Source organism: Xanthobacter sp. NM-25, from assembly GCF_022138605.1.
Lineage (GTDB): Bacteria > Pseudomonadota > Alphaproteobacteria > Rhizobiales > Xanthobacteraceae > Xanthobacter.
The window spans coordinates 200,264-218,792 of sequence record NZ_JACBFS010000003.1 but is presented as its reverse complement, the minus strand read 5'-3'; the positions used below and the strand labels follow the sequence as shown (position 1 = coordinate 218,792).

The following is an 18,529-nucleotide window of genomic DNA, read 5'->3' as shown; positions in this document are numbered from 1 at the left end:
TGGGCGAAGGCGGGGGCGTCAGTCCCCTAAAGGGTAGCAAGACCCGCTTTTGCATTCCGACTTTTCATATGGGAGAATGGCATCAGAATTTTATGAAATGATCGCCATATGCAGTCATATCACCCATGACAGAGCCAGAACTTAGTCAACTTGATGCTTTCGATCAGCGCATTCTGGAAGCGCTCAGCGCCGATGGGCGCATGTCCATCACCGATCTGTCGGCGCGGGTGGGCCTGTCGCGTACACCATGCCAGGCGCGCCTCAAACGGCTGGTGGACGAAGGCTATATCCGCGGGTTCCGGGCGCAGCTCGATCCGGTGAAGCTGGGGCTCGACCACATCGCCTTCACCGAGGTGAAGCTCTCCGACACCACGGAAGCCTCCCTCTCCGCCTTCAACGCGGCGGTGCGGCGCCTCCGCGAGGTGGAGGAATGCCACATGATCGCGGGGCCGTTCGATTATCTGTTGAAGGTGCGCACACGCGACATCCGCCGCTACCGGCAGGTGCTGGGCGAGAAGATCTCCGCTTTGCCCTGCGTCGCCAGCACGTCCACTTATGTGGTCATGGAATCGGTGAAGGACGACGCACCGTGAGCCATCAGGCGTCGGGCGCCTGGGCCAGCAGCGCCGCCGCGGCGTCGAATTCGAGGCGCCGGGCCGCACGGCGGGCGGCGGCGAGCTCATCCTCACCCCACTGGTCGCGGTTCCAATCCTCATCCACATGGGCGGCGGCCCACACCGCGTCGGCATCGAGCCGCCCCTCGGCCAGCGCCAGCGCCAGCAGGGCCGAACCGGTCAGGGTGGTGATGACATGCAGCGCCGCCAGCGCCAGCGGCCCCTGCGGCAGCCGCGCCCTCACCCGCGCCAAAGCGTCATCGGGCTGGGCCACATGGCGAATGCCTTCGCTGAGGAAGAAGCGGGCGCCGTGGGTCTCGTTGAGCCACTCAAGGATGGGGTCCCACTGGGCCGCCTGGCGCGCCAGCAGCGCATCCGGCCCTTCGGCACGGTAGAACAGAAGATCTGTGCCGGCATAGTTCGCCACTTCCTCCCGCACCGCCGCAGCCTCGGGGGCGACCCGGTCGAGGGCGACATTCACGAGGCGGGTCAGCGGCATGGAGAAGGGGTCGATCTCCTCCCCTTGTGCGGCCCATTCCGCCGCCAGCTCCTCGGCGAGGGCCTGGGTCGGCACCGCCAGCACCGCCCGCGCCGGCGTGCGCACCGGGCGGCCGTCCAGCAGCACGGCGAAGCCACCCTCCACCGGGCCCACGCCTGCCTCCTTATAGAAGCGCTTGGGGCGGGCTGGGCGCTGCGCCGCCTGGGCGCGCGCCATGGGGTTGTCCGCGCCGCTCTCCAGATCACCGAGACTATCGCGCATCACGCCCTCCGTTCCTGCGGCAGGGCGGCGGCGGCCAGCAGCTGCGAAAGCGCGGCCGGGACCGCGCCGAAGTGGTCCACCACCTGCTGCGCGCCGGCATGCCAGAGCGCCTCGGTCTCGTGATAGCCCCACTCGACCCCCAGCGCCGAGGCGCCCGCCGCCCGCGCCATGGCCATGTCGAACGAGGTATCGCCCACCACCACCGTGCGGGCGGGGCCGATGCCGGTTTCCATCATCGCCTGCTGCACCATGGCGGGATGGGGCTTGGAGGGCGCATCATCTGCGGTCTGGATGGTGGCGAACCAGCCCACCATGTCCTGCGCCTTGAGCACCCGGTCCACCCCGCGCCGCGCCTTGCCGGTGACCATGCCGAGCAGCACGTCGTCACGGGCGCGCAGGCCCTCCAGCACCTCCCGGGCGCCAGGGAACATGGGCTCCGGCGGCCGGATGTCGCGCAGCCGCATGAAGGCGCTGCGATAGGCCTCCGCCATCTCCATGACGGGATAATGCGCATCGCCCCGCGCCAGCACGGTGAAGGCCTCGGGCAGCGACAGGCCGACGATGGAGAGAAGCTCGGCCCGCTCCGGCACCGCCAGGCCCAGCGCCGCATGGGCGTCGTGCATGGCCTGCACGATCATGTGCTGGCTGTCGACCAGCGTCCCGTCGCAATCGAACAGGATCAGGGTCAAGGCGCCATCGGACGTGGGAGCGGGGGAAGGCTGGGACGGCGTGCTCATTTCAAGGTCATCTTCTGGGTGGCGATGTCATAGACCCAGGTGGTGCCGGTGGGATCCTCGAACAAGATGTCCTTGAAGCCCCGCTGCTCGCACTGTTTCGGGAACGGGCCGGCGATGATCAGCTCGGCCGCCGTCTTGGCGGAGAAATTGAACGTGATGGTCAGTGTGGTGTCCTCTGGCCCGGAGGTGGTCACCTTCAGGTCGAGCCCGTTCTGAGCGAAGCTCTCCTGCTTGCTCTTGGCGAAGGCGCGGCGCGATTCCGCGTCCGCCGGCGTGTCCGTGGAGCGGGTCAGGGGTGCGGCCAGAGACGGCGGCACGGCCGCCACCGAAGGCATCGCCGGCGCTGCCGCAGGTTCAGGCCGCGCCAACGCCGGCCGTTCAGGCGCGGGCGGCGGCGCGAAAGCGGAAGTCTCGCTGCTGGGCGGTGGAGCCACGGGGGGCGCGGCGGGTGCCACCGGCGCCGGGGCCTCCGCCACCGCGGGCGACGCCGGCGTGGATGGTGCCGCAGGCGACGCAGAGATGGTGGGCGTCGGCGCGGGCGACGCAGAGATGGTGGGCGTCGGCGCGGGCGACGCAGAGTTGGCCGGCGCAGGCCCGGCGGAACGCACCGGGGCCGGCGAAGACAACACCCACCACACCAGCGCGCCGGACACCAGCGCCACCGCCGTCCCCGCCAAGCCGATCACCACCGGTATCAGCGCCCGATTGCGCAGGGAGCGTCCACAGAAGGGGCACTGCGTCTCTTCCGGATAGACCTGCGCACCGCACCCCGGACAGAATTCGTGCTTGGTGTTCATGCGTCTCCGCCTTTGCCTCGCCCCCTCATATGGCCCTTCACGGGGCCCGAGGACAGGGGAAGGGCGGCGCCCGTCGCGCGCCACCCCTTGCTCCCTCTACCGGAAGCCGGCCCCATAGCAGGTTAATGTGGCAGACCTACTTCGGATTGCCAAAATCCAGCATCGGCGGGGGCGGCGCATCGAAGCTCGGGGTGAGGCTATCGAATTGCTGCTGCACCTGATTCTGATCCAGCTGCACCGCGCCCGACTTGTAGTGGGTCACCATCTGCGGGAACAGGATGATGAGCGCCACCATCACCAGCTGGATGCACACGAACGGCACCGCGCCCCAATAGATCTGGCCTGTGGTGATCGGTTGCATGGTCTTGCCTGTCACCCGGTCCACATAGGGCAGCTTGGGCGCCACCGAGCGCAGGAAGAACAAGGCGAAGCCGAAGGGCGGGTGCATGAACGAGGTCTGCATGTTCACCGCCAGCATCACGCCGAACCAGATGAGGTCGATGCCGAGCTTGTCGGCGGCCGGCCCCAGGAGCGGGATGATGATGAAGGCGAGCTCGAAATAATCGAGGAAGAACGCCAGCACGAACACCAGAATGTTCACGGCGATGAGGAAGCCCGCCTCGCCGCCGGGCAGCGACACCAGCAGCTCTTCCACCCATTTGTGCCCGTCCACGCCATAGAAGGTGAGCGAGAACACGCGTGCGCCCAGCAGGATGAACAGCACGAAGGCGGACAGCTTGGCGGTGGAATAGGTGGCTTGCCGCAGCAGATCAACCTTGAGCCGTCCGCGGCCGATGGCCAGCGCAAGCGCCCCCACCGAGCCCATGGCGCCGCCTTCCGTCGGCGTGGCGACACCGATGAAGATGGTGCCCAGCACCAGGAAGATCAGCGCCAGCGGCGGCACCATCACGAACACCACCTGCTCCGCCAGCTTGGAGAGCAGGCCCAGGCGGAACACCCGGTTGATGACGGCGATGACGAACGCCAGGGCCACTGTGGCCGACATGGCGAGCACCACGTAATCCGACCCGAACTTCACCTCGGACCGGTTCATCAGCCAGATGGCGGCGGTGATGGCGATGGCGAGCGCGATATAGAGCGAGGGGGTGAGCAGCCGCGCGGTGCCGGACATGATGAAATAGAGCACCGCGAACGACACCACGCCCCACGCGGCGGTGTTGGCGAAGCCCGGTAGGAGATCGGCAGTGAGATGCGGCAGCGAGCCGGTGGCGAGCAGCACCGCGAATCCGGCGGCGGTCAGCGCCCCCAGCACCCGGGCGAAGCCGTGCTTCTCGTCCGGCGGCCGCAGGGTCTGCGCCTCCAGCGGCAGGCCGGGCGCCGCCTTCGGGAAGAAGGTGGAAACAAGGAAAATATAAAGCGCGTAGAAGCTGGAGAGCAGCAGGCCCGGGATGAAGGCGCCCTCATACATGTCGCCCACGGACCGGTTCAGCTGGTCCGCCATCACGATCAGCACCAGCGAGGGCGGAATGATCTGCGCCAGGGTGCCCGAGGCGGCGATGACACCGGAAGCCACCCGCCGATCATAGCCGTAGCGCAGCATGATGGGCAAGGAGATGAGGCCCATGGAGATCACCGAGGCGGCCACCACGCCGGTGGTGGCCGCAAGCAGCGCGCCCACGAAGATCACCGCATAGGCCAGGCCACCACGAATGGAGCCGAACACCTGGCCGATGGTGTCCAGCAGATCCTCGGCCATGCCGGAGCGCTCAAGAATGAGGCCCATGAAGGTGAAGAAGGGGACCGCCAGCAGCACCTCATTGTTCATGGTGCCATAGACGCGCTCGGGCAGCGCCTGCAGGAAGTCCGGCCGGAACAGGCCGAGGTAGATGCCGATGACGCCGAAGATCAGGCCATTGGCGGCAAGGGAGAAGGCCACCGGGTAGCCGAGCAGCAGGAACACCACCAGCGCCGCGAACATGATGGGCGCCATATTGTGGATGAACCAGCCGCGAAAACCGGGCTCGGCCGCCATCGCCACATCGGGCAGGAAGGCCACCAAAGCGAGCGCGCCCAGCACCACCGCGGCCAGATGGGCGAGACGCGGGCGACGCAGCATCGAGATCACAAGATCGAGCATCCCCGCCCCCTCAGCGCTGCGCCTGGGAGGAGCCGGCGGCGTCCCCCTCGTGATCGTCCAGAAGCCGCTCAGCCTCGGCCGCGAGCGCCGCATGGGTGCCGCCCGGCCCCTCGTGGGGATCGTCCATGCGCCCCATCATCACGGCGACGCGCTTGATGAGTTCCGAGATGCCCTGCAACGTCAGAAAGAAGAAGCCCAGCGGCACCAGCATCTTGGCCGGCCACTGCGGGAGCCCGCCCGCATTCAGCGACTGCTCGTCGATGGCATAGGAACTGAGGAAGAAGGGAATGGACGTCCAAAGCAGCAGGATGGAGAAGGGCAGCAAAAAGAACAGATGCCCGAACACATCGATACCATCTCGCATCCGCTTGCTGAGATGGGCGTTCACAATGTCGATGCGGATGTGCTCATTGTCGAGCAGGGTCCAGGACGCGCACAGCAGGAATACCGCCGAGAACAGCACCCATTGCAGTTCCAGCCATGAATTGGAGCTGACATCGAACAACTTGCGCACGATGGCATTGATCGCGGAAACCAGGATGGCGACCACGATCAGCCAGGCGGCGGCCTTGCCGATCCGCGCATTGACGGCGTCAATGCCACGGGCGAGCGCGAGCAGGGGTGTCATGGGTATGCGTCCCTCGGGCGAACACGTTTTTGCCGGACCGCACATCTGACCCTGGTGACGGCCCTTTGAGCCGGCACCATAGGCAAACCACAACAGGCCGCAAGAGCAAGGGCCCCCGAATCCGCATGGCTCGGCGTGTTCCATGGACTGCGGCGCAAGCGGATTCGACTAAAGTCTGAAGCCCCAGCCATCGCGCATGACCGCGAAGATGCAGCAACCCATTGCTCGTAGACCATGGGTTGCAACAGCCCTCCAGCGCCAGCGGACGATTCTGCCGCGCTTTCGCTTGCGGGCACCTCACCCTCTCAGCGGCCGGACGGGGCCAATGGCCAAGATGGCGGACCGACGAGAGCGGCGCCGCGTTGAAAGACCCCCCGGGCGCGCTCCCACATGACCATGGCGCCGGTGCCGGCCCGTGGGCTTGAGCCCACGCACCAGGCAGCGACATCGGTGCCTGTGCGCGGCAGCAGCGCCACCAGCGCGCCCAGCCCGTCCCACCCGGCCGCCTCCTCGGTCACGTCTTCCGGCGGGGTGCCGCAAAGTGGGGTGTCGAGGCTCGGCCACACCTGGGCGGTCACCAGGTTCCAGCGGCCGGACAAACGGGAATAAAAGCGAAGGCGCCCGCCGAACGGCACGCCGCCCCTGCTGCCCCACTCGCTGAGGCCCACCAGCGGTGCGCCTTCGGGATCGATCCAGGCAACCACCTCGGTCACCAGGGTGGGCGCCCCCTCCCCTTCACCGCGATCGACGAGGCGCAGGAACGCATGGGGCTGGTCGAGCAGCACCTCCACCCGCGTTCGCGAACCGTGAACGCTGCCGCCCGAGACCCGCGCCCCACCACGCCCGGCGGTGATCTCATAGTGCGGAAAGCCGTTCGGCTGCGCCACCTGCAGCTCGCCATACAGCGCCAGAACATCGAGCCCCTGCCCCAGGACCGCCGCCGGCGCCAACCCCAGCAGCAGCGCCAACAGACGCAGGGCGCGGCGCGGCACGCCCCTAGCCTTCCGGCGCTTCGAGGATGGGATCATACTGGCTGGCGTCGAAGCCCAGCACCGCGAAAGACTGAGCCATATGCGGCGGCAGCGGCGCCGAAACATCGATCACCCCCTGCCCGCGCGGATGGGGGATGACGATGCGCCGGGCCAGGAGGTGCAGCTTGTTCTGCAGCCCGCCCGGCAGTTCCCAATTCTCGATATTGAAATATTTGGGGTCGCCGACGATGGGATGGCCGATGTGTGCGAGGTGCGCGCGCAGCTGGTGGGTGCGGCCGGTGACCGGCTTCAGGGACAGCCAGCTCATCTTCTGCGCCGCCTGGTCCACCACCGCATAATAGGTCACCGCGTGGCTCGCCTCGTCCTCGCCATGGCGGGCCACGCGCATCTTCTCCTCTTCCTCGTCGCGGGCGAGATAGGTGGAGATGCGGCCCTGGCGGGGCTTGGGCACGCCGGGCACCAGCGCCCAATAGACCTTGCGCGCCTCGCGCGAGCGGAAGCTCTTGGCAAGAACCGAGGCGGCGAGCCGCGTCTTCGCCACCAGCAGGCAGCCACAGGTATCCTTGTCGATGCGGTGGACGAGGCGCGGCTTCTGGCCATCCTTGTCGCGCATGGCCTCCAGCAGGCCATCCACGTGACGATAGGTGCCCGAGCCGCCCTGCACCGCGAGGCCGAACGGCTTGTTCAGCACCATCACATCCTTGTCCTCATAAAGGATCAGGGATTTCAGAAAGCTGAGGTCATCGCCCGGTTTACCGCCCGTCTTGCCCGGGCCTTTGCCCACGCCCGCCTTGCCGGCGGCCGCATGAGCCGCGCCGTCATGTGAGGTTCCCCCATGAGAGGCGCCACCGGCGGCGGACGCCGGTGCTTCCTCCTCTCCACCACCCAGCGGCGGCACGCGCACGCTCTGGCCGGCTTCGAGGCGGGTCGAGGTCTTGATGCGGCCGCCATCCACCCGTACCTGCCCGGTGCGCACCAGCTTCTGCAGATGACCGAAGGACAGGTCCGGGTAGTGCAGCTTGAACCACCGGTCGAGGCGCATGTCCGCCTCGTCCGCTGCCACCGTCTTCAGCTCCACTGCCATCTGGGCCCGTCCTCGCGCCGCGTTCATATCCATCGCTTGCCCATAGACCAGGATGGGCCCGACGTCACGCCTCGCGCCAGCGCCATCCCGTCAGCTGAGCACCCGCATCAGCGAGATGCCGGCGAACACGGCGATGAAGGCCAGCGCCACCGAGCCGGCGGCATAGAGCAGCGCGAGGCCCATTTCGCCGCGTTCCATGAGAAACAGGAAATCCAGCGAGAAAGTGGAAAAGGTGGTGTAGCCGCCCAGCAGCCCGGTGGTGAGGAACAGCCGCGCCCCCTGGCTCCACGCGGCGCCATCCTTGAACGCCAGATAGCCGGTGAGCAGCCCCATGGCGAAACTGCCGGTAACATTGATGGCGAAGGTGGCGAACGGAAAGCCGGTGCCCAGCAGGCGCGGCAGGGTGATGTTCACTAGATGCCGGAGAACGCCGCCGCAGCCGGCCCCCAGAAACACCAGCACGACAGGATGAAAGAGGACGGATGGCATGACGGCTCCAAAGCTCGGCAGTCCCGCCAGTGTTGGCGCGACCGAGCGCACGGTGCAAGCCTTCCGCGCCCCTCAAATCCCACGCCCACGGCCTGCCCGAACGACGGCACCACCCATGCAAATGCCTCGCCGGGCGCGGGCCGGGCGGGGCATTGTGACGACAGCGAGCGCAGGCTCAGACCTTGGCGAGGGCCTGATCGAGATCGCCGATGATGTCGGCCACGTCCTCGATGCCGATGGACAGGCGCACCACCTGCGGCCCGGCGCCGGCGATCACCTTCGCCTCGTCGGTGAGCTGGCGGTGGGTGGTGGAGGCGGGGTGGATGATCAGCGAGCGGGTGTCGCCAATATTGGCGAGGTGGGAGAACAATTCCACGTTGGACACGAGGCTCACGCCGGCCTCATAGCCGCCCTTAAGGCCGAAGGTGAACACCGCACCGGCGCCCTTGGGCAGGTATTTCTGCGCCAGGGCGTGGTAGCGGTCGTTCTCCAGGCCCGGATAGCTCACCCATTCCACCTTGGGGTGGGCGGCGAGATAGCGGGCCACTGCCAGAGCGTTCTCGCTGTGGCGCTGCATGCGCAGCGGCAGGGTCTCGATGCCGGTCAGCAGCATGAAGGCGTTGAAGGGCGAAAGCGCCGGGCCGAGATCGCGCAGGCCGAGGGCCCGCACGGCGATGGCGAACGCGAAATTGCCGAAGGTCTCGTGCAGCACCATGCCCTGATATTCGGGCCGCGGCGCCGACAGGAAGGGGTAGCGATCCGTCGCCGACCAGTTGAAGGTGCCCGCATCGACGATGATGCCGCCCAGTGAATTGCCGTGCCCACCCAGGAACTTGGTGGCGGAATGCACGACGATGTCGGCGCCGTCCTTGATGGGCTGCCAGAGATAGGGCGTGGCCAGCGTGTTGTCGACGATCAGCGGAACGCCCGCCTTCTTGGCGATGGCGGAGATGGCCGCGATGTCCACCACCACGCCGCCCGGATTGGCGATGCTCTCCACGAAGATCGCCTTGGTCTTATCGGTAAGCGCAGCTTCGAAGGTGGAGATGTCGTCAGGGTCCGCCCACTTCACGTTCCAGCCGAAGCTCTTGAAGGCATGGGAGAACTGGTTGATGGAGCCGCCATAGAGCTTACGGGAGGCGATGAACTCGTCGCCGGGGGTCAGCAAAGTGTGGAACACCAGGTGCTGCGCCGCATGGCCCGAGGCCACCGCCAGCGCGGCGGTGCCGCCTTCCAGGGCCGCCACACGCTCTTCCAGCACCGCATTGGTGGGATTGCCAAGGCGCGAATAGATATTGCCGAAGGCCTGTAGGCCGAACAGCGAGGCCGCATGGTCCACATCGTCGAACACGAACGAGGTGGTCTGGTAGATGGGGGTCGCCCGGGCACCGGTGGTGGGGTCGGGCTGCGCGCCGGCATGAACCGCCAGGGTGGCGAAACCCGGCTCGTGCACGGCCGGCGCAGTGGTGTCTTCAGTCATCGGGCCTCTCCCATCACATCGGCCTGCGGGCCGCTTCCGCCTTATAGGCGCTTGTGGATTTTCTGAAAATACATCTAAACGATGATTTTTATTAACTCAAACCGCGCCGGGCGGTTTGCGCGAGGCGATGGAGAGCCGTTGCACCCCCTGTCCCAGCAGCTTCGGGCGGCGCGAGGACAGGGTGCGCGAATTGACCCCGGTCCAACCGATCTCGCCGGAGAGGCGGCCATATTCGATCTTGGGGCAGCGATCCATCACCACCTTGAGGCCGGCGGCCTCGGCCTGCGCGGCCACTTCGTCGTTGCGCACGCCGAGCTGCATCCACAGCACCTTGGGCAGCGGTAAAATCGTCTCCACCTCGGCCCACACCGCCGGCAGATGCTCGGGGGCGCGGAACACGTCGACCATGTCGATGGGCTCGGGCACATCGGCGAGGCGCCCCAGGAAGGTGAGCCCCACCACCTCTTTGCCGGCCTGGCCGGGATTGATGGGGAACACCCGATAGCCCCGCTCCGCCAGATACTTCATCACCAGATAGGAGGGCCGCGTGGGGTTGGCGCTGGCGCCGACGATGGCGATGGTGCGCACCTCTTCCAGAATGCCGCGGATATAGCTGTCGTCGTAGCGATCGTGGTTCATGATGCGCTCCTCCCGAGCCGGTGGGCGTCAGATGCGGGCTTCAGATCCGCGCCTTGGAGAACAGGCGCGTGAAGTTCGCCGTGGTGGCCTCAGCCATCTGCTCCGGGCTCACGCCCCGGGCCGCCGCCAGCACCTTGGCGGTCTCGCGCACGTAAGAGGGCTCGTTGCGCTGGCCGCGATGGGGCACCGGGGCGAGATAGGGGGAATCCGTCTCCACCAGCAGCCGGTCTTCCGGCACGGTGACGGCGATGGCCCGCAGCGCCTCGCTCTTCTTGAAGGTGAGCACGCCGGAGAAGGAGATATAGCCCCCCAGCGCCAGCGCCCGCCGCGCCAGCTCGGGGCCGGCGGTGAAGCAGTGCAGCAGGAAGGGAAAGGCCCCCTTGGCGCTCTCCTCCTCCAGGATGGCGGCGGTGTCCTCATCGGCATCGCGGGCGTGGATCACCAGCGGCAGCCCGGTCTCCCGCGCGGCGGCGATATGGGTGCGGAAGCCATGGGCCTGCGCCTCGCGGGGCGCGGTGTCGTAGAAATAATCGAGCCCCACCTCGCCGATGGCGACGACCTTCGGATGGGCGGCCAGCGCCACCAGATCGGCGGTGGTCACGTCCGGCTCCTCGGCGGCGTAATGGGGATGGGTGCCCACCGAGCAGCTCACCTCATCGAACCGCTCGGCGATGGCACGGATGGCATCGAAGCGGGCCACCCGGGTGGAGATGGTGACCAGATGGCCCACCCCCGCCGCCTTGGCCCGCGCCACCACATCGGGCAGCTCCGGCGCGAATTCGGGGAAATCGAGGTGGCAATGGCTATCGACGAGCATCGTGGAACACAGCAACCGAAAGGGACGCCGCGGCCTGCGCGGCAATGGGCCGAAGGTATAAGCGCATCCCCGTGCGCCGTCGAGCCGAGGCGACAGCGCCCCACCCCCATGGCAGGATGCCGCCGACGAATCGAGCCCTGAGGAGCGGCCATGCCCCCCTTCCGCCCGGCGCTGCTGCGCCTTGCCGAACATGCCCACGCCTGGGCCGCCGCCATGGTGGTGGGCGGCATCGCGCTGATGGCCTGGAGCGCCCAGCTCGCCATTCCCATGCAGCCGGTGCCCATCACCCTGCAGAGCTATGTGCTCATCACCCTCGCCGCCCTGCTGGGCTGGCGGCTCGGCGGGCTGACGGTGGCGCTCTATGTGGCCTTCGGCCTCGCTGGCATGCCGGTGTTCGCCAAGCACGCCGCGGGCCTCCAGGTGCTCACCGGGGCCACCGGGGGCTTCCTCATCGGTTTCGTTCTGGTGGCGCTACTGGTCGGCGCCCTGCAGCAATACTGGGCGCGGGGCCGCTGGCTGCCGCTGCTCATGACCCTGGTGCTGGGCCACCTGGTGCTGATGGTGGTGGGTGCCGGCTGGCTGGGGGCGCTGCGCGGTGCGCAGGTGGCCTGGGAGAAGGGCTTTCTGCCCTTCCTGCCCGGCGCCGGCATCAAGAGCGTGGCGGCGCTCATCACCGTACTGGTGGTGGAGCGGCTGGCTTCTCCCCGCCGCGCCTGAGTGAGGGGGCGCACCCCCTCGTTCAGATGGAGTCGGAGATTTCCTGCTTCAGCGCATCCGCATCGCCGGCCGGCATGGTGATGGCCCGCACCACCTCGCGCCCGCTACCCGGATTGGCGACGATGGACGCTTCGAGCGACACCGTCACGGCACCACCCGACGTGTTGAAGATATAGTCGAGACGGAAAGCGGCATTGGAGCTGGCGCCATTGGTCCGCTTCAGCGCCTCGTCCGCCGGCAGGATCTTCTCGGCCACCAGCTGGGCCGGCTGATCCACCGTGATGGTGTAGCCGCGCGCCCGCCGCGCCGTGGCGAGGCGCCCGCGCACCAGGGTTGCGTCGGCTGCCGGGAGCCGCACCTCGATGCGCGGCACGGCCGGGCCCTCCGGCTGCATGGGCGGCGCGTCCGCCGGCATCATGGGCGGGATGGGATCGTAATTGGCCGCCGGAGGCGGGCTGCGATCGCTGGCGCAGGCGGCGAGCAAAAGCGCGACCGCAAGTCCACTGAACCCCTTCAGCCTCGTCATCTGCACAGCCCCCGACGCCTCCTCTGCCTGCCGTTTCCGCTTCGCGTGGTGGCGCACTTATCGTCCGGCGCCCAACGATTGAGGCGGCAGGTTACGGTATTTTCGCCGCCACGGCACCCCCAGACGACCGTCATGCCGGCAGGGATGGGAAAATCCGCGCGACGGCAGAGCACATCCATCGCGGGCTTGCAATGAAAAAGGGGCTGTGCCGGGGCCGCCATCGCAACGCCGGCGCAAGCTCCCCCGCCTAGAGAGGGAGGGTGACATCCATAAAGGTGGCGCTTCCAGACGGCGCTGTCGGCGCACCTGACCATCGGGGAGACCGCCGGCGCCACCCCCCCTCCGGCGCAGGCAGACCCATGGCAGCTTCCGGCAATCAATCCTTGAGCCTGGCTCACGCTCTTCCCCCGCCGGATTGCGCCGGCCTCGACCTCACCATTCGCGCGGCGGAAGCGGCACGGCTGCTGGGGGATCTGGCCTGCCTGCTGGCCTGGAACGGTGGCAACACCCAGCGCCTGTCCGGCGAAAGCGTCGCCATTTCCGGCGCCGTGGAGGAACTGGCCCGCACCATCGAGAGCATCGCCACCGACGCCAGCGCCACCCATGAGCAATCCACGCAGGCGGCGCGAATCGTCTCCGAGACGCTGCAGCAGTCCTCGGCGGCGGCCGCCGCCATCGAGGACATCACCACCTCCTTCTCCGAGATCCAGGCGCAGACCGGACTGCTGGCGGGCTCCATTCGCTCCATCGCCGACATGGCGCGGGACATCGACGCCATCTCGAAGCAGACCAAGCTGCTGTCGCTCAACGCCACCATCGAGGCGGCGCGGGCCGGCGAAGCAGGCCTCGGATTCGGCGTGGTGGCAGCGGAGGTGAAGGCCCTGTCGGAACAGACCGCCCGCACCACCGAGCACATTTCCGCCAAGCTGGCCGAGCTGGATGTGGTGATCGCCGGGGTCTCCCGGGCCGTCCACCACGGTGGAGAGCGGGTGAACAGCGGCAGCCGGGCGTTCAAATCCGTATCGCGGAACATGGACATGGTGGCCGAGCGCGTCTCCCTCGCCGATCAGCGGATCGACAGCATCAGCCACGCTCTGCACGAGCAGAAGAGCGCCACCACGTCCATCTCCGCCTCCCTGGCGGAGGTCGCCCGCCTCGCAACCCAGAACAACACCGATGGCCAGACCGCCGGCGCCCTGCTGGCCCAGGCGCAGGCCACCTCCATGGTGCTTTTGAACGAGCTGGGAGAAAGCAAGGCGCAGGCAGCGCAGATCCTGGCGGCGGAGCTCTCGGCCTGGCGCGGCGGCCTGGCCCAATGCCTGGTCGGTGCCCGCTCCGAACGCCTCTACGACACGCCGCCGCTGGAGCGGCTGCCGAGCATTTCAGATGCGGCGCGCGCCGCGATCACCCCTGGCCTGACGGCCATGCGCACGGCCGCCCGGGACATGGGCAAGGCGCTGCAGGCGCGCGATGTGGAAGCGGCCGTGCCGTTCTACATGGCCGCAGACGGGCACATCAGCCACATCATCGCTCAGCTCACGGGGCGGCCCGCCGCCTCATGAGCCCGTCGCATCAGGCCGTCGCTTCCGGCTCCACATAACGGGGGAATACCCCCACCGGGGTGGGCAGCGCCCGCCCCGCCGGCAGCCGAGCCCCGGCACCGAGCTGTTCGAAGCCGCGTTCGGCGGCAGGCGCGCCCACCAGATCCAGGAGCTTGGCGGCGCTCTCCGGCATCACCGGCTGCACCAGGATGCCCAGCTCGCGGATCAATTCGGCGGTGACCCAAAGCACAGTGGCCATGCGGGCGGGATCGGTCTTGCGCAGGGCCCAGGGCGCCTGGGCGGCGAAATAGCGGTTGGCATCCGCCACCACCGCCCACACGGCATTGAGATAGAGATGGATCGCCTGGGTGCCCATGGCCTCCCGCGCCTTCTCCAGAATGCCGTCAGCGGCCGCCAGAATGGCCTCGTCCTCCGCGGTGAGCGGGCCAGGCTGCGGCACCGCCCCATCCAAATTCTTGGCGATCATGGACAAGGACCGCTGGGCGAGATTGCCCAGATCGTTGGCGAGATCGGCATTGATGCGCGCCACGATGGCTTCGTGGCTGTAGGAGCCGTCCTGCCCGAACGACACCTCCCGCAGGAAGAAATAGCGGATGGCATCGAGCCCATAGGTGGCGACGAGATCGAACGGGTCGATCACATTGCCCACCGATTTCGACATCTTCTCCCCGCGATTGAACAGGAAGCCGTGACCGAACACCCGCTTGGGGGCTTCCAGGCCCGCCGACCACAGGAAGGCCGGCCAATAGACCGCATGGAAGCGGATGATGTCCTTGCCGATGACGTGCAGGTTGGCCGGCCAATAGCGCTGGAACAGCTCACCCTCCACATCGGGATAGCCGAGCGCGGTGATGTAGTTGGTCAGCGCATCGACCCACACATACATGATGTGCTTGTCGTCGCCGGGCACGGGAATGCCCCAGTCGAAGGTGGTGCGGGAGATGGAGAGGTCCTGCAGCCCGCCGGACACGAAGCTCACCACCTCGTTGCGGCGTGCCTCCGGCATGATGAAGCCGGGGTTCTCCGCATAATAAGCGAGCAGGCGATCCTGATAGGCGGAAAGGCGGAAGAAATAGCTCTCCTCCTCCACCCATTCCACCGGCGTGCCCTGGGGGCCGAGACGCACCCCATCGGCATTCAGCACCGTCTCGCTCTCGGCGTAATACGCCTCGTCGCGGACCGAATACCAGCCGGAATAGGTGGATTTGTAGATGTCGCCATTGGCGGCCATCTTCTCCCAGATGGCCTGGCAGGAGGCATAGTGCCGCGCCTGGGTGGTGCGGATGAAATCGTCGTTGGACAAGCCGAGCGTCTCGGCCATGGCCTGGAACCGCGCCACATTGCGCTCCGCCAGCTCGCGCGGGGAGAGGCCGGCCTTCTGGGCCGTCTGCAGCATCTTGATGCCGTGCTCGTCGGTGCCGGTCAGAAAGCGCACGTCATAGCCGTCGAGCCGCATGAAACGGGCGATGCAATCGCTGGCGATCGCCTCATAGGCATGGCCCATGTGCGGCACGCCATTGGGGTAGGCAATGGCGGTGGTGATGTAGAAGGGCGGCTTCTGGGACATATGCAGCTCGAACGGGTTCGCCGGAAACGGGCCGGCCGGCGCTTGCAGTCTAGCGCACGGCGTCGGCGAGGTCGGCAAAGATACGGAACACCAGCGCCTTGCGATCGAGGTTGAATACGTCCGCCTCCACCGCGTTGCGCCGCACCTTCTCCCACACCTCGCCCAGGCGGACAAGGCGATGGGGGGCCTCCGCCCCGCTGGTGGCCCGATGGGCGATGTAGTCGCTCACCGCCTCGGTGAACAGAGCGAGCCCGTCGCCGCGATCTCCCTGCAGCCGCGCACCCAGAGCGTGCAGTTCCTCGGCCTTCGGCGCCGGCAGCTGATCGAGGGCGCGCAGGGTGGCGGCCCGCACCTCCATCCCCTCGCCCCGAGCCAGCACCACGGCACGCCGCACGCTGCCCTGGCTCGCCTCGGCGGCAGCCGGCAGCAGCGCGGGATCAAGCTCGGTGCCCAGCGCGCGCAGGTGGTCGAGGGCCGCAAGCACATCCTCGGTGTGGAGCGGACGCAGGCGCACCAGCCGGGTGCGCGAGCGGATGGTGGGCAGCACCCGGCCCGGCGCATGGGAAATAAGCAGGAACAGCGCCCGCGGGGGCGGCTCCTCCAGGGTCTTCAACAAGGCATTGGCGCCGAAAGCGTTGAGCTCATCCACCGCATCGACGATGCACACCCGCCAGCCGCCGCCGGCTGCCGTGGCGCCGAAGAAGGCGCGCACCCGCCGCACCATCTCCGCCGGGATGATGGTGGGGATCTTCTCCTCCCCCGCCTCCGCCACCCGGCGCAGCACCAGCAAGTCGGGATGGGTGAGCGAGGCCACCTGCCGGAACACCGGGTGGGTGCTGGGCAGCTCAAGATCATGATGAGGCGAGGCCGCGCCTGGCCCGGCCAGCACCGCCCGCGCCAGGCGATAGGCCAGGGTCGCCTTGCCGATGCCCTCGGGACCGCCCAGCAGTAGGGCGTGGGGCAGCCGGCCGGCACGCCAATCGGCCGCCAGATCCGCTTCAACGGTGGCATGTCCGAACAGGCGATCCTGTTCCCGCGGATGAGGGACCTCCGGCAGGGCATCCGCCGCCAGCGGCGCGCTCACGCCCCCCTCCCGGCGCCGTCCGCGCCTGGCGGAAACAACCGCGCCTCCAGGGCCGCGATGATCCGTCCCGCCACCTCGTCCTCCGCGCCGGTGGCATCCACCAGCACGCACCGCTCGGGCTCCGCCCGCGCCAGCGCCAGGAACGCCTCGCGCACGGCCGCATGATAGGCGGGTCCCTCCTTCTCGAAGCGGTCGCTCCCCTGCCCGCGCGCGGCGGCACGGGCAAGGCCCACTGCCGGCGGCACATCCAGAACCAGGGTCAGGTCCGGCCGCAGCCCGGACGTGCTCACCGCCTCCAGTCCCTGGAGCAGCGGGGCATCGACCCGCCCCAGCGCCCCTTGATAGACCCGGGTGGAATCGATGAAGCGATCGCAGATCACCATGCGCCCGGCGGCCAGCGCCGGGGCGATCAGCGTGTCCATGTGATCGGCCCGCGCCGCCGCGAACAGCAGCGCCTCGGCCGCCGGGCCGAAGGGCTGCGCGGCCCCGGACAACAGCACATGGCGCACCGCCTCCGCCCCCGGAGAGCCTCCCGGCTCCCGGGTTTCCACCACTTCGTGACCGCGGGCGCGCAGATGCGCCGCCAGCCGGCGGGCCTGGGTGGATTTGCCGGTGCCCTCGCCACCCTCCAGGGTGATGAACCGGCCGCGCATCTTGCTCATGGAACTCCGTTCACGCGCCGAGGACGCCGCCGCCTCAGCGCTGCAGCTTGGCCAGCGCCTGGCTGAAGAGGGCGCGGGTCTGATCTCCCACGAAGGTCATGCCACCATCCAGCGCCCGCTGCCACAGGGAGCCGACCGGAACATCGCCGGCGGTGTAAAGCGGCACCTCGAGCACCTTGACGTCGCCGCGGCTCACCTCCATCTCGCCCACCTGAATGCCCTTCGCCACCGGCGCCCGCAAGGGGCCGCGATAGGTCACCCGCGCGGTGATGCGCTCGCCGCCGCGGCGGCTGGTGAGCACCCGCACCGGCCCTCGCGCCGTCAGCCCCACCGAGCCGCTGGCGCCGCCGAACACCTGGGCCCAGCCGACCTCGGCCCCCTCGGCGAAGATCTGCCGCTGGTGGAACGATTGGAAGCCCCAGTCCAGCAGCCGGCGCGCCTCGTCGAGCCGCTCCTTCTCGCTCTTGGCGCCCAGCACCACCACCACCAGCCGCTGCCCGTTCTGCACCGCCGAGCCCAACAGGTGAAAGCCGCCGCCCTTCAGCCACGCCTGCTGCAGGCCATCCGCCCCCACCCCAGCCGACAGCAGGGTATTGCGGTTGCGCTGCTTGATCTTGTTCCAGTCGATGGCGGGCTCGGCGAACACCGGATACTGCGCCGGATAGGTGCGGATGACATATTGCGCGAGGGTCGCCAGATCGCGTGCGGTGGAAACCTGGGCAGGATCCGGGAATCCAGCGGGATTGCGGAAGCTGCTGTTGCTCATGCCGATCGCTTTGGCTGTCTCATTCATGAGCCCGGCGAACTGCGTCTCGGTGCCGGCCACCCCCTCCGCCAGGGCGATGGCCGCATCATTGCCGGACACGACGATGGCGCCCGCCAGCAGATCGGCCACCCGCACCGGCTTGTTCACCTCCGCGAACATGGCCGCGCCGCCGGACGGCCCGCCGCCACGGCGCCAGGCATTCACGCTGACCATGAATTCCGTGTCGGGCGTGATCTTGCCGGCCTTGATCTGGCCGAACACCACGGCCGCCGTCATCACCTTCACCAGGCTGGAGGGGTCGAACGCCTTGTCCGCATCTTTCTCGTAAAGAATGGTGCCGGTCTCGTAATCCACCAGCATGGCGGCGGGCACGCGGGCCTGGAAGGCCTCCTGCGCACGCGCCGCGCCCCCACCCAAGGTGAGCCCAACGAGGCACAGGGCCGCGAGGAAACGCATGAGATGAGGTCTGTTCACGGGAGCACGCCGGTCTTGATCGCCACCGGCCGACTT

At 68.1% G+C, this 18,529-nt stretch carries 20 protein-coding genes; 3 read left to right on the top strand and 17 right to left on the bottom strand.

The window, feature by feature from the left end; all coding sequences use genetic code 11:
• Window positions 1-125: 125 nt before the first annotated feature.
• Window positions 126-593 carry an Lrp/AsnC family transcriptional regulator gene (locus MEU52_RS09855; protein WP_238121110.1) on the top strand — a complete coding sequence of 156 codons (468 nt, stop codon included), beginning with the start codon at window positions 126-128 and terminating at the stop codon, window positions 591-593.
• Window positions 594-597: 4 nt separating this feature from the next.
• On the opposite strand, the gene MEU52_RS09850 is transcribed toward MEU52_RS09855, so the two are convergent.
• The 12 genes from MEU52_RS09850 to MEU52_RS09795 all read right to left on the bottom strand — a co-directional run bounded on the left by MEU52_RS09850 (window position 598) and on the right by MEU52_RS09795 (window position 11,135).
• Window positions 598-1,374, bottom strand: a complete 777-nt coding sequence (locus MEU52_RS09850) for an ATP12 family chaperone protein (protein ID WP_238121109.1) — start codon at window positions 1,372-1,374, stop codon at window positions 598-600.
• Window positions 1,374-2,111: an HAD-IA family hydrolase gene (locus tag MEU52_RS09845; RefSeq protein WP_238121108.1), complete on the bottom strand. Its 738-nt coding sequence runs from the start codon at window positions 2,109-2,111 to the stop codon at window positions 1,374-1,376. The genes MEU52_RS09850 and MEU52_RS09845 overlap by 1 nt, the downstream gene beginning before the upstream one ends.
• Window positions 2,108-2,428 carry a hypothetical protein gene (locus MEU52_RS09840; protein WP_238121107.1) on the bottom strand — a complete coding sequence of 107 codons (321 nt, stop codon included), beginning with the start codon at window positions 2,426-2,428 and terminating at the stop codon, window positions 2,108-2,110. Before MEU52_RS09840 ends, MEU52_RS09845 begins: the two co-directional genes overlap by 4 nt.
• A gap of 61 nt (window positions 2,429-2,489) precedes the next feature.
• Window positions 2,490-2,747, bottom strand: coding sequence for a hypothetical protein (locus tag MEU52_RS09835; protein ID WP_238121106.1), 258 nt, complete (start codon window positions 2,745-2,747; stop codon window positions 2,490-2,492).
• A gap of 297 nt (window positions 2,748-3,044) precedes the next feature.
• Window positions 3,045-4,901, bottom strand: coding sequence for a TRAP transporter large permease (locus MEU52_RS09830; RefSeq protein ID WP_238121411.1), 1,857 nt, complete (start codon window positions 4,899-4,901; stop codon window positions 3,045-3,047).
• Window positions 4,902-5,016: 115 nt separating this feature from the next.
• On the bottom strand, window positions 5,017-5,634 hold the full coding sequence (locus MEU52_RS09825; protein ID WP_238121105.1) for a TRAP transporter small permease subunit: 618 nt from the start codon (window positions 5,632-5,634) through the stop codon (window positions 5,017-5,019).
• A gap of 305 nt (window positions 5,635-5,939) precedes the next feature.
• On the bottom strand, window positions 5,940-6,626 hold the full coding sequence (locus tag MEU52_RS09820; RefSeq protein ID WP_238121104.1) for a hypothetical protein: 687 nt from the start codon (window positions 6,624-6,626) through the stop codon (window positions 5,940-5,942).
• 4 nt (window positions 6,627-6,630) lie between these two features.
• A complete protein-coding gene (locus MEU52_RS09815) occupies window positions 6,631-7,737 on the bottom strand; it encodes an RluA family pseudouridine synthase (RefSeq protein ID WP_443266518.1) in 1,107 nt (368 codons plus the stop codon).
• 63 nt (window positions 7,738-7,800) lie between these two features.
• Window positions 7,801-8,199 carry a fluoride efflux transporter CrcB gene (gene crcB / locus MEU52_RS09810; RefSeq protein WP_238121102.1) on the bottom strand — a complete coding sequence of 133 codons (399 nt, stop codon included), beginning with the start codon at window positions 8,197-8,199 and terminating at the stop codon, window positions 7,801-7,803.
• 175 nt (window positions 8,200-8,374) lie between these two features.
• Window positions 8,375-9,679: an O-acetylhomoserine aminocarboxypropyltransferase gene (locus MEU52_RS09805; RefSeq protein ID WP_238121101.1), complete on the bottom strand. Its 1,305-nt coding sequence runs from the start codon at window positions 9,677-9,679 to the stop codon at window positions 8,375-8,377.
• 96 nt (window positions 9,680-9,775) lie between these two features.
• Complete coding sequence (locus MEU52_RS09800; RefSeq protein WP_238121100.1) at window positions 9,776-10,318, bottom strand: CoA-binding protein; 543 nt, start codon at window positions 10,316-10,318, stop codon at window positions 9,776-9,778.
• Between the two features lie 40 nt (window positions 10,319-10,358).
• Window positions 10,359-11,135, bottom strand: coding sequence for a TatD family hydrolase (locus MEU52_RS09795; protein WP_238121099.1), 777 nt, complete (start codon window positions 11,133-11,135; stop codon window positions 10,359-10,361).
• 150 nt (window positions 11,136-11,285) lie between these two features.
• Here MEU52_RS09795 and MEU52_RS09790 point away from each other — a divergent pair, with 150 nt between their 5' ends.
• Window positions 11,286-11,852, top strand: a complete 567-nt coding sequence (locus MEU52_RS09790; RefSeq protein WP_238121098.1) for a biotin transporter BioY — start codon at window positions 11,286-11,288, stop codon at window positions 11,850-11,852.
• Window positions 11,853-11,874: 22 nt separating this feature from the next.
• Here the strand turns inward: MEU52_RS09790 and MEU52_RS09785 are convergent, their stop codons facing one another.
• Window positions 11,875-12,378 (bottom strand): hypothetical protein, encoded by a 504-nt coding sequence (locus MEU52_RS09785; RefSeq protein ID WP_238121097.1) that lies wholly within the window; start codon window positions 12,376-12,378, stop codon window positions 11,875-11,877.
• 383 nt (window positions 12,379-12,761) lie between these two features.
• Here MEU52_RS09785 and MEU52_RS09780 point away from each other — a divergent pair, with 383 nt between their 5' ends.
• Window positions 12,762-13,940, top strand: a complete 1,179-nt coding sequence (locus tag MEU52_RS09780; RefSeq protein ID WP_238121096.1) for a methyl-accepting chemotaxis protein — start codon at window positions 12,762-12,764, stop codon at window positions 13,938-13,940.
• A 10-nt stretch (window positions 13,941-13,950) separates the two neighbouring features.
• On the opposite strand, the gene metG is transcribed toward MEU52_RS09780, so the two are convergent.
• From metG to MEU52_RS09760, 4 genes are read right to left on the bottom strand one after another with little or no spacing between them, the layout of a single operon-like run.
• Window positions 13,951-15,507, bottom strand: coding sequence for a methionine--tRNA ligase (gene metG / locus MEU52_RS09775; RefSeq protein ID WP_238121095.1), 1,557 nt, complete (start codon window positions 15,505-15,507; stop codon window positions 13,951-13,953).
• 49 nt (window positions 15,508-15,556) lie between these two features.
• Entirely contained in the window at window positions 15,557-16,591 is a 1,035-nt protein-coding gene (locus MEU52_RS09770; protein ID WP_238121094.1) for a DNA polymerase III subunit delta', read from the bottom strand.
• A complete protein-coding gene (gene tmk, locus MEU52_RS09765; protein WP_238121093.1) occupies window positions 16,588-17,253 on the bottom strand; it encodes a dTMP kinase in 666 nt (221 codons plus the stop codon). Before tmk ends, MEU52_RS09770 begins: the two co-directional genes overlap by 4 nt.
• A 34-nt stretch (window positions 17,254-17,287) precedes the next feature.
• Window positions 17,288-18,475 carry a D-alanyl-D-alanine carboxypeptidase family protein gene (locus MEU52_RS09760; RefSeq protein ID WP_238121092.1) on the bottom strand — a complete coding sequence of 396 codons (1,188 nt, stop codon included), beginning with the start codon at window positions 18,473-18,475 and terminating at the stop codon, window positions 17,288-17,290.
• Between the last annotated feature and the right edge of the window lie 54 nt (window positions 18,476-18,529).

Excerpts from the sequence above, each read along its gene's own strand:
- MEU52_RS09855 (WP_238121110.1), top strand. The coding sequence starts at position 126 with ATGACAGAGCCAGAACTTAGTCAACTTGATGCTTTCGATCAGCGCATT.
- MEU52_RS09850 (WP_238121109.1), bottom strand. The coding sequence starts at position 1,374 with ATGCGCGATAGTCTCGGTGATCTGGAGAGCGGCGCGGACAACCCCATG.
- MEU52_RS09845 (WP_238121108.1), bottom strand. The coding sequence starts at position 2,111 with ATGAGCACGCCGTCCCAGCCTTCCCCCGCTCCCACGTCCGATGGCGCC.
- MEU52_RS09830 (WP_238121411.1), bottom strand. The coding sequence starts at position 4,901 with ATGGCGGCCGAGCCCGGTTTTCGCGGCTGGTTCATCCACAATATGGCG.
- MEU52_RS09825 (WP_238121105.1), bottom strand. The coding sequence starts at position 5,634 with ATGACACCCCTGCTCGCGCTCGCCCGTGGCATTGACGCCGTCAATGCG.
- MEU52_RS09815 (WP_443266518.1), bottom strand. The coding sequence starts at position 7,737 with ATGAACGCGGCGCGAGGACGGGCCCAGATGGCAGTGGAGCTGAAGACG.
- crcB (WP_238121102.1), bottom strand. The coding sequence starts at position 8,199 with ATGCCATCCGTCCTCTTTCATCCTGTCGTGCTGGTGTTTCTGGGGGCC.
- MEU52_RS09805 (WP_238121101.1), bottom strand. The coding sequence starts at position 9,679 with ATGACTGAAGACACCACTGCGCCGGCCGTGCACGAGCCGGGTTTCGCC.
- MEU52_RS09800 (WP_238121100.1), bottom strand. The coding sequence starts at position 10,318 with ATGAACCACGATCGCTACGACGACAGCTATATCCGCGGCATTCTGGAA.
- MEU52_RS09795 (WP_238121099.1), bottom strand. The coding sequence starts at position 11,135 with ATGCTCGTCGATAGCCATTGCCACCTCGATTTCCCCGAATTCGCGCCG.
- MEU52_RS09790 (WP_238121098.1), top strand. The coding sequence starts at position 11,286 with ATGCCCCCCTTCCGCCCGGCGCTGCTGCGCCTTGCCGAACATGCCCAC.
- MEU52_RS09785 (WP_238121097.1), bottom strand. The coding sequence starts at position 12,378 with ATGACGAGGCTGAAGGGGTTCAGTGGACTTGCGGTCGCGCTTTTGCTC.
- metG (WP_238121095.1), bottom strand. The coding sequence starts at position 15,507 with ATGTCCCAGAAGCCGCCCTTCTACATCACCACCGCCATTGCCTACCCC.
- tmk (WP_238121093.1), bottom strand. The coding sequence starts at position 17,253 with ATGAGCAAGATGCGCGGCCGGTTCATCACCCTGGAGGGTGGCGAGGGC.
- MEU52_RS09760 (WP_238121092.1), bottom strand. The coding sequence starts at position 18,475 with ATGCGTTTCCTCGCGGCCCTGTGCCTCGTTGGGCTCACCTTGGGTGGG.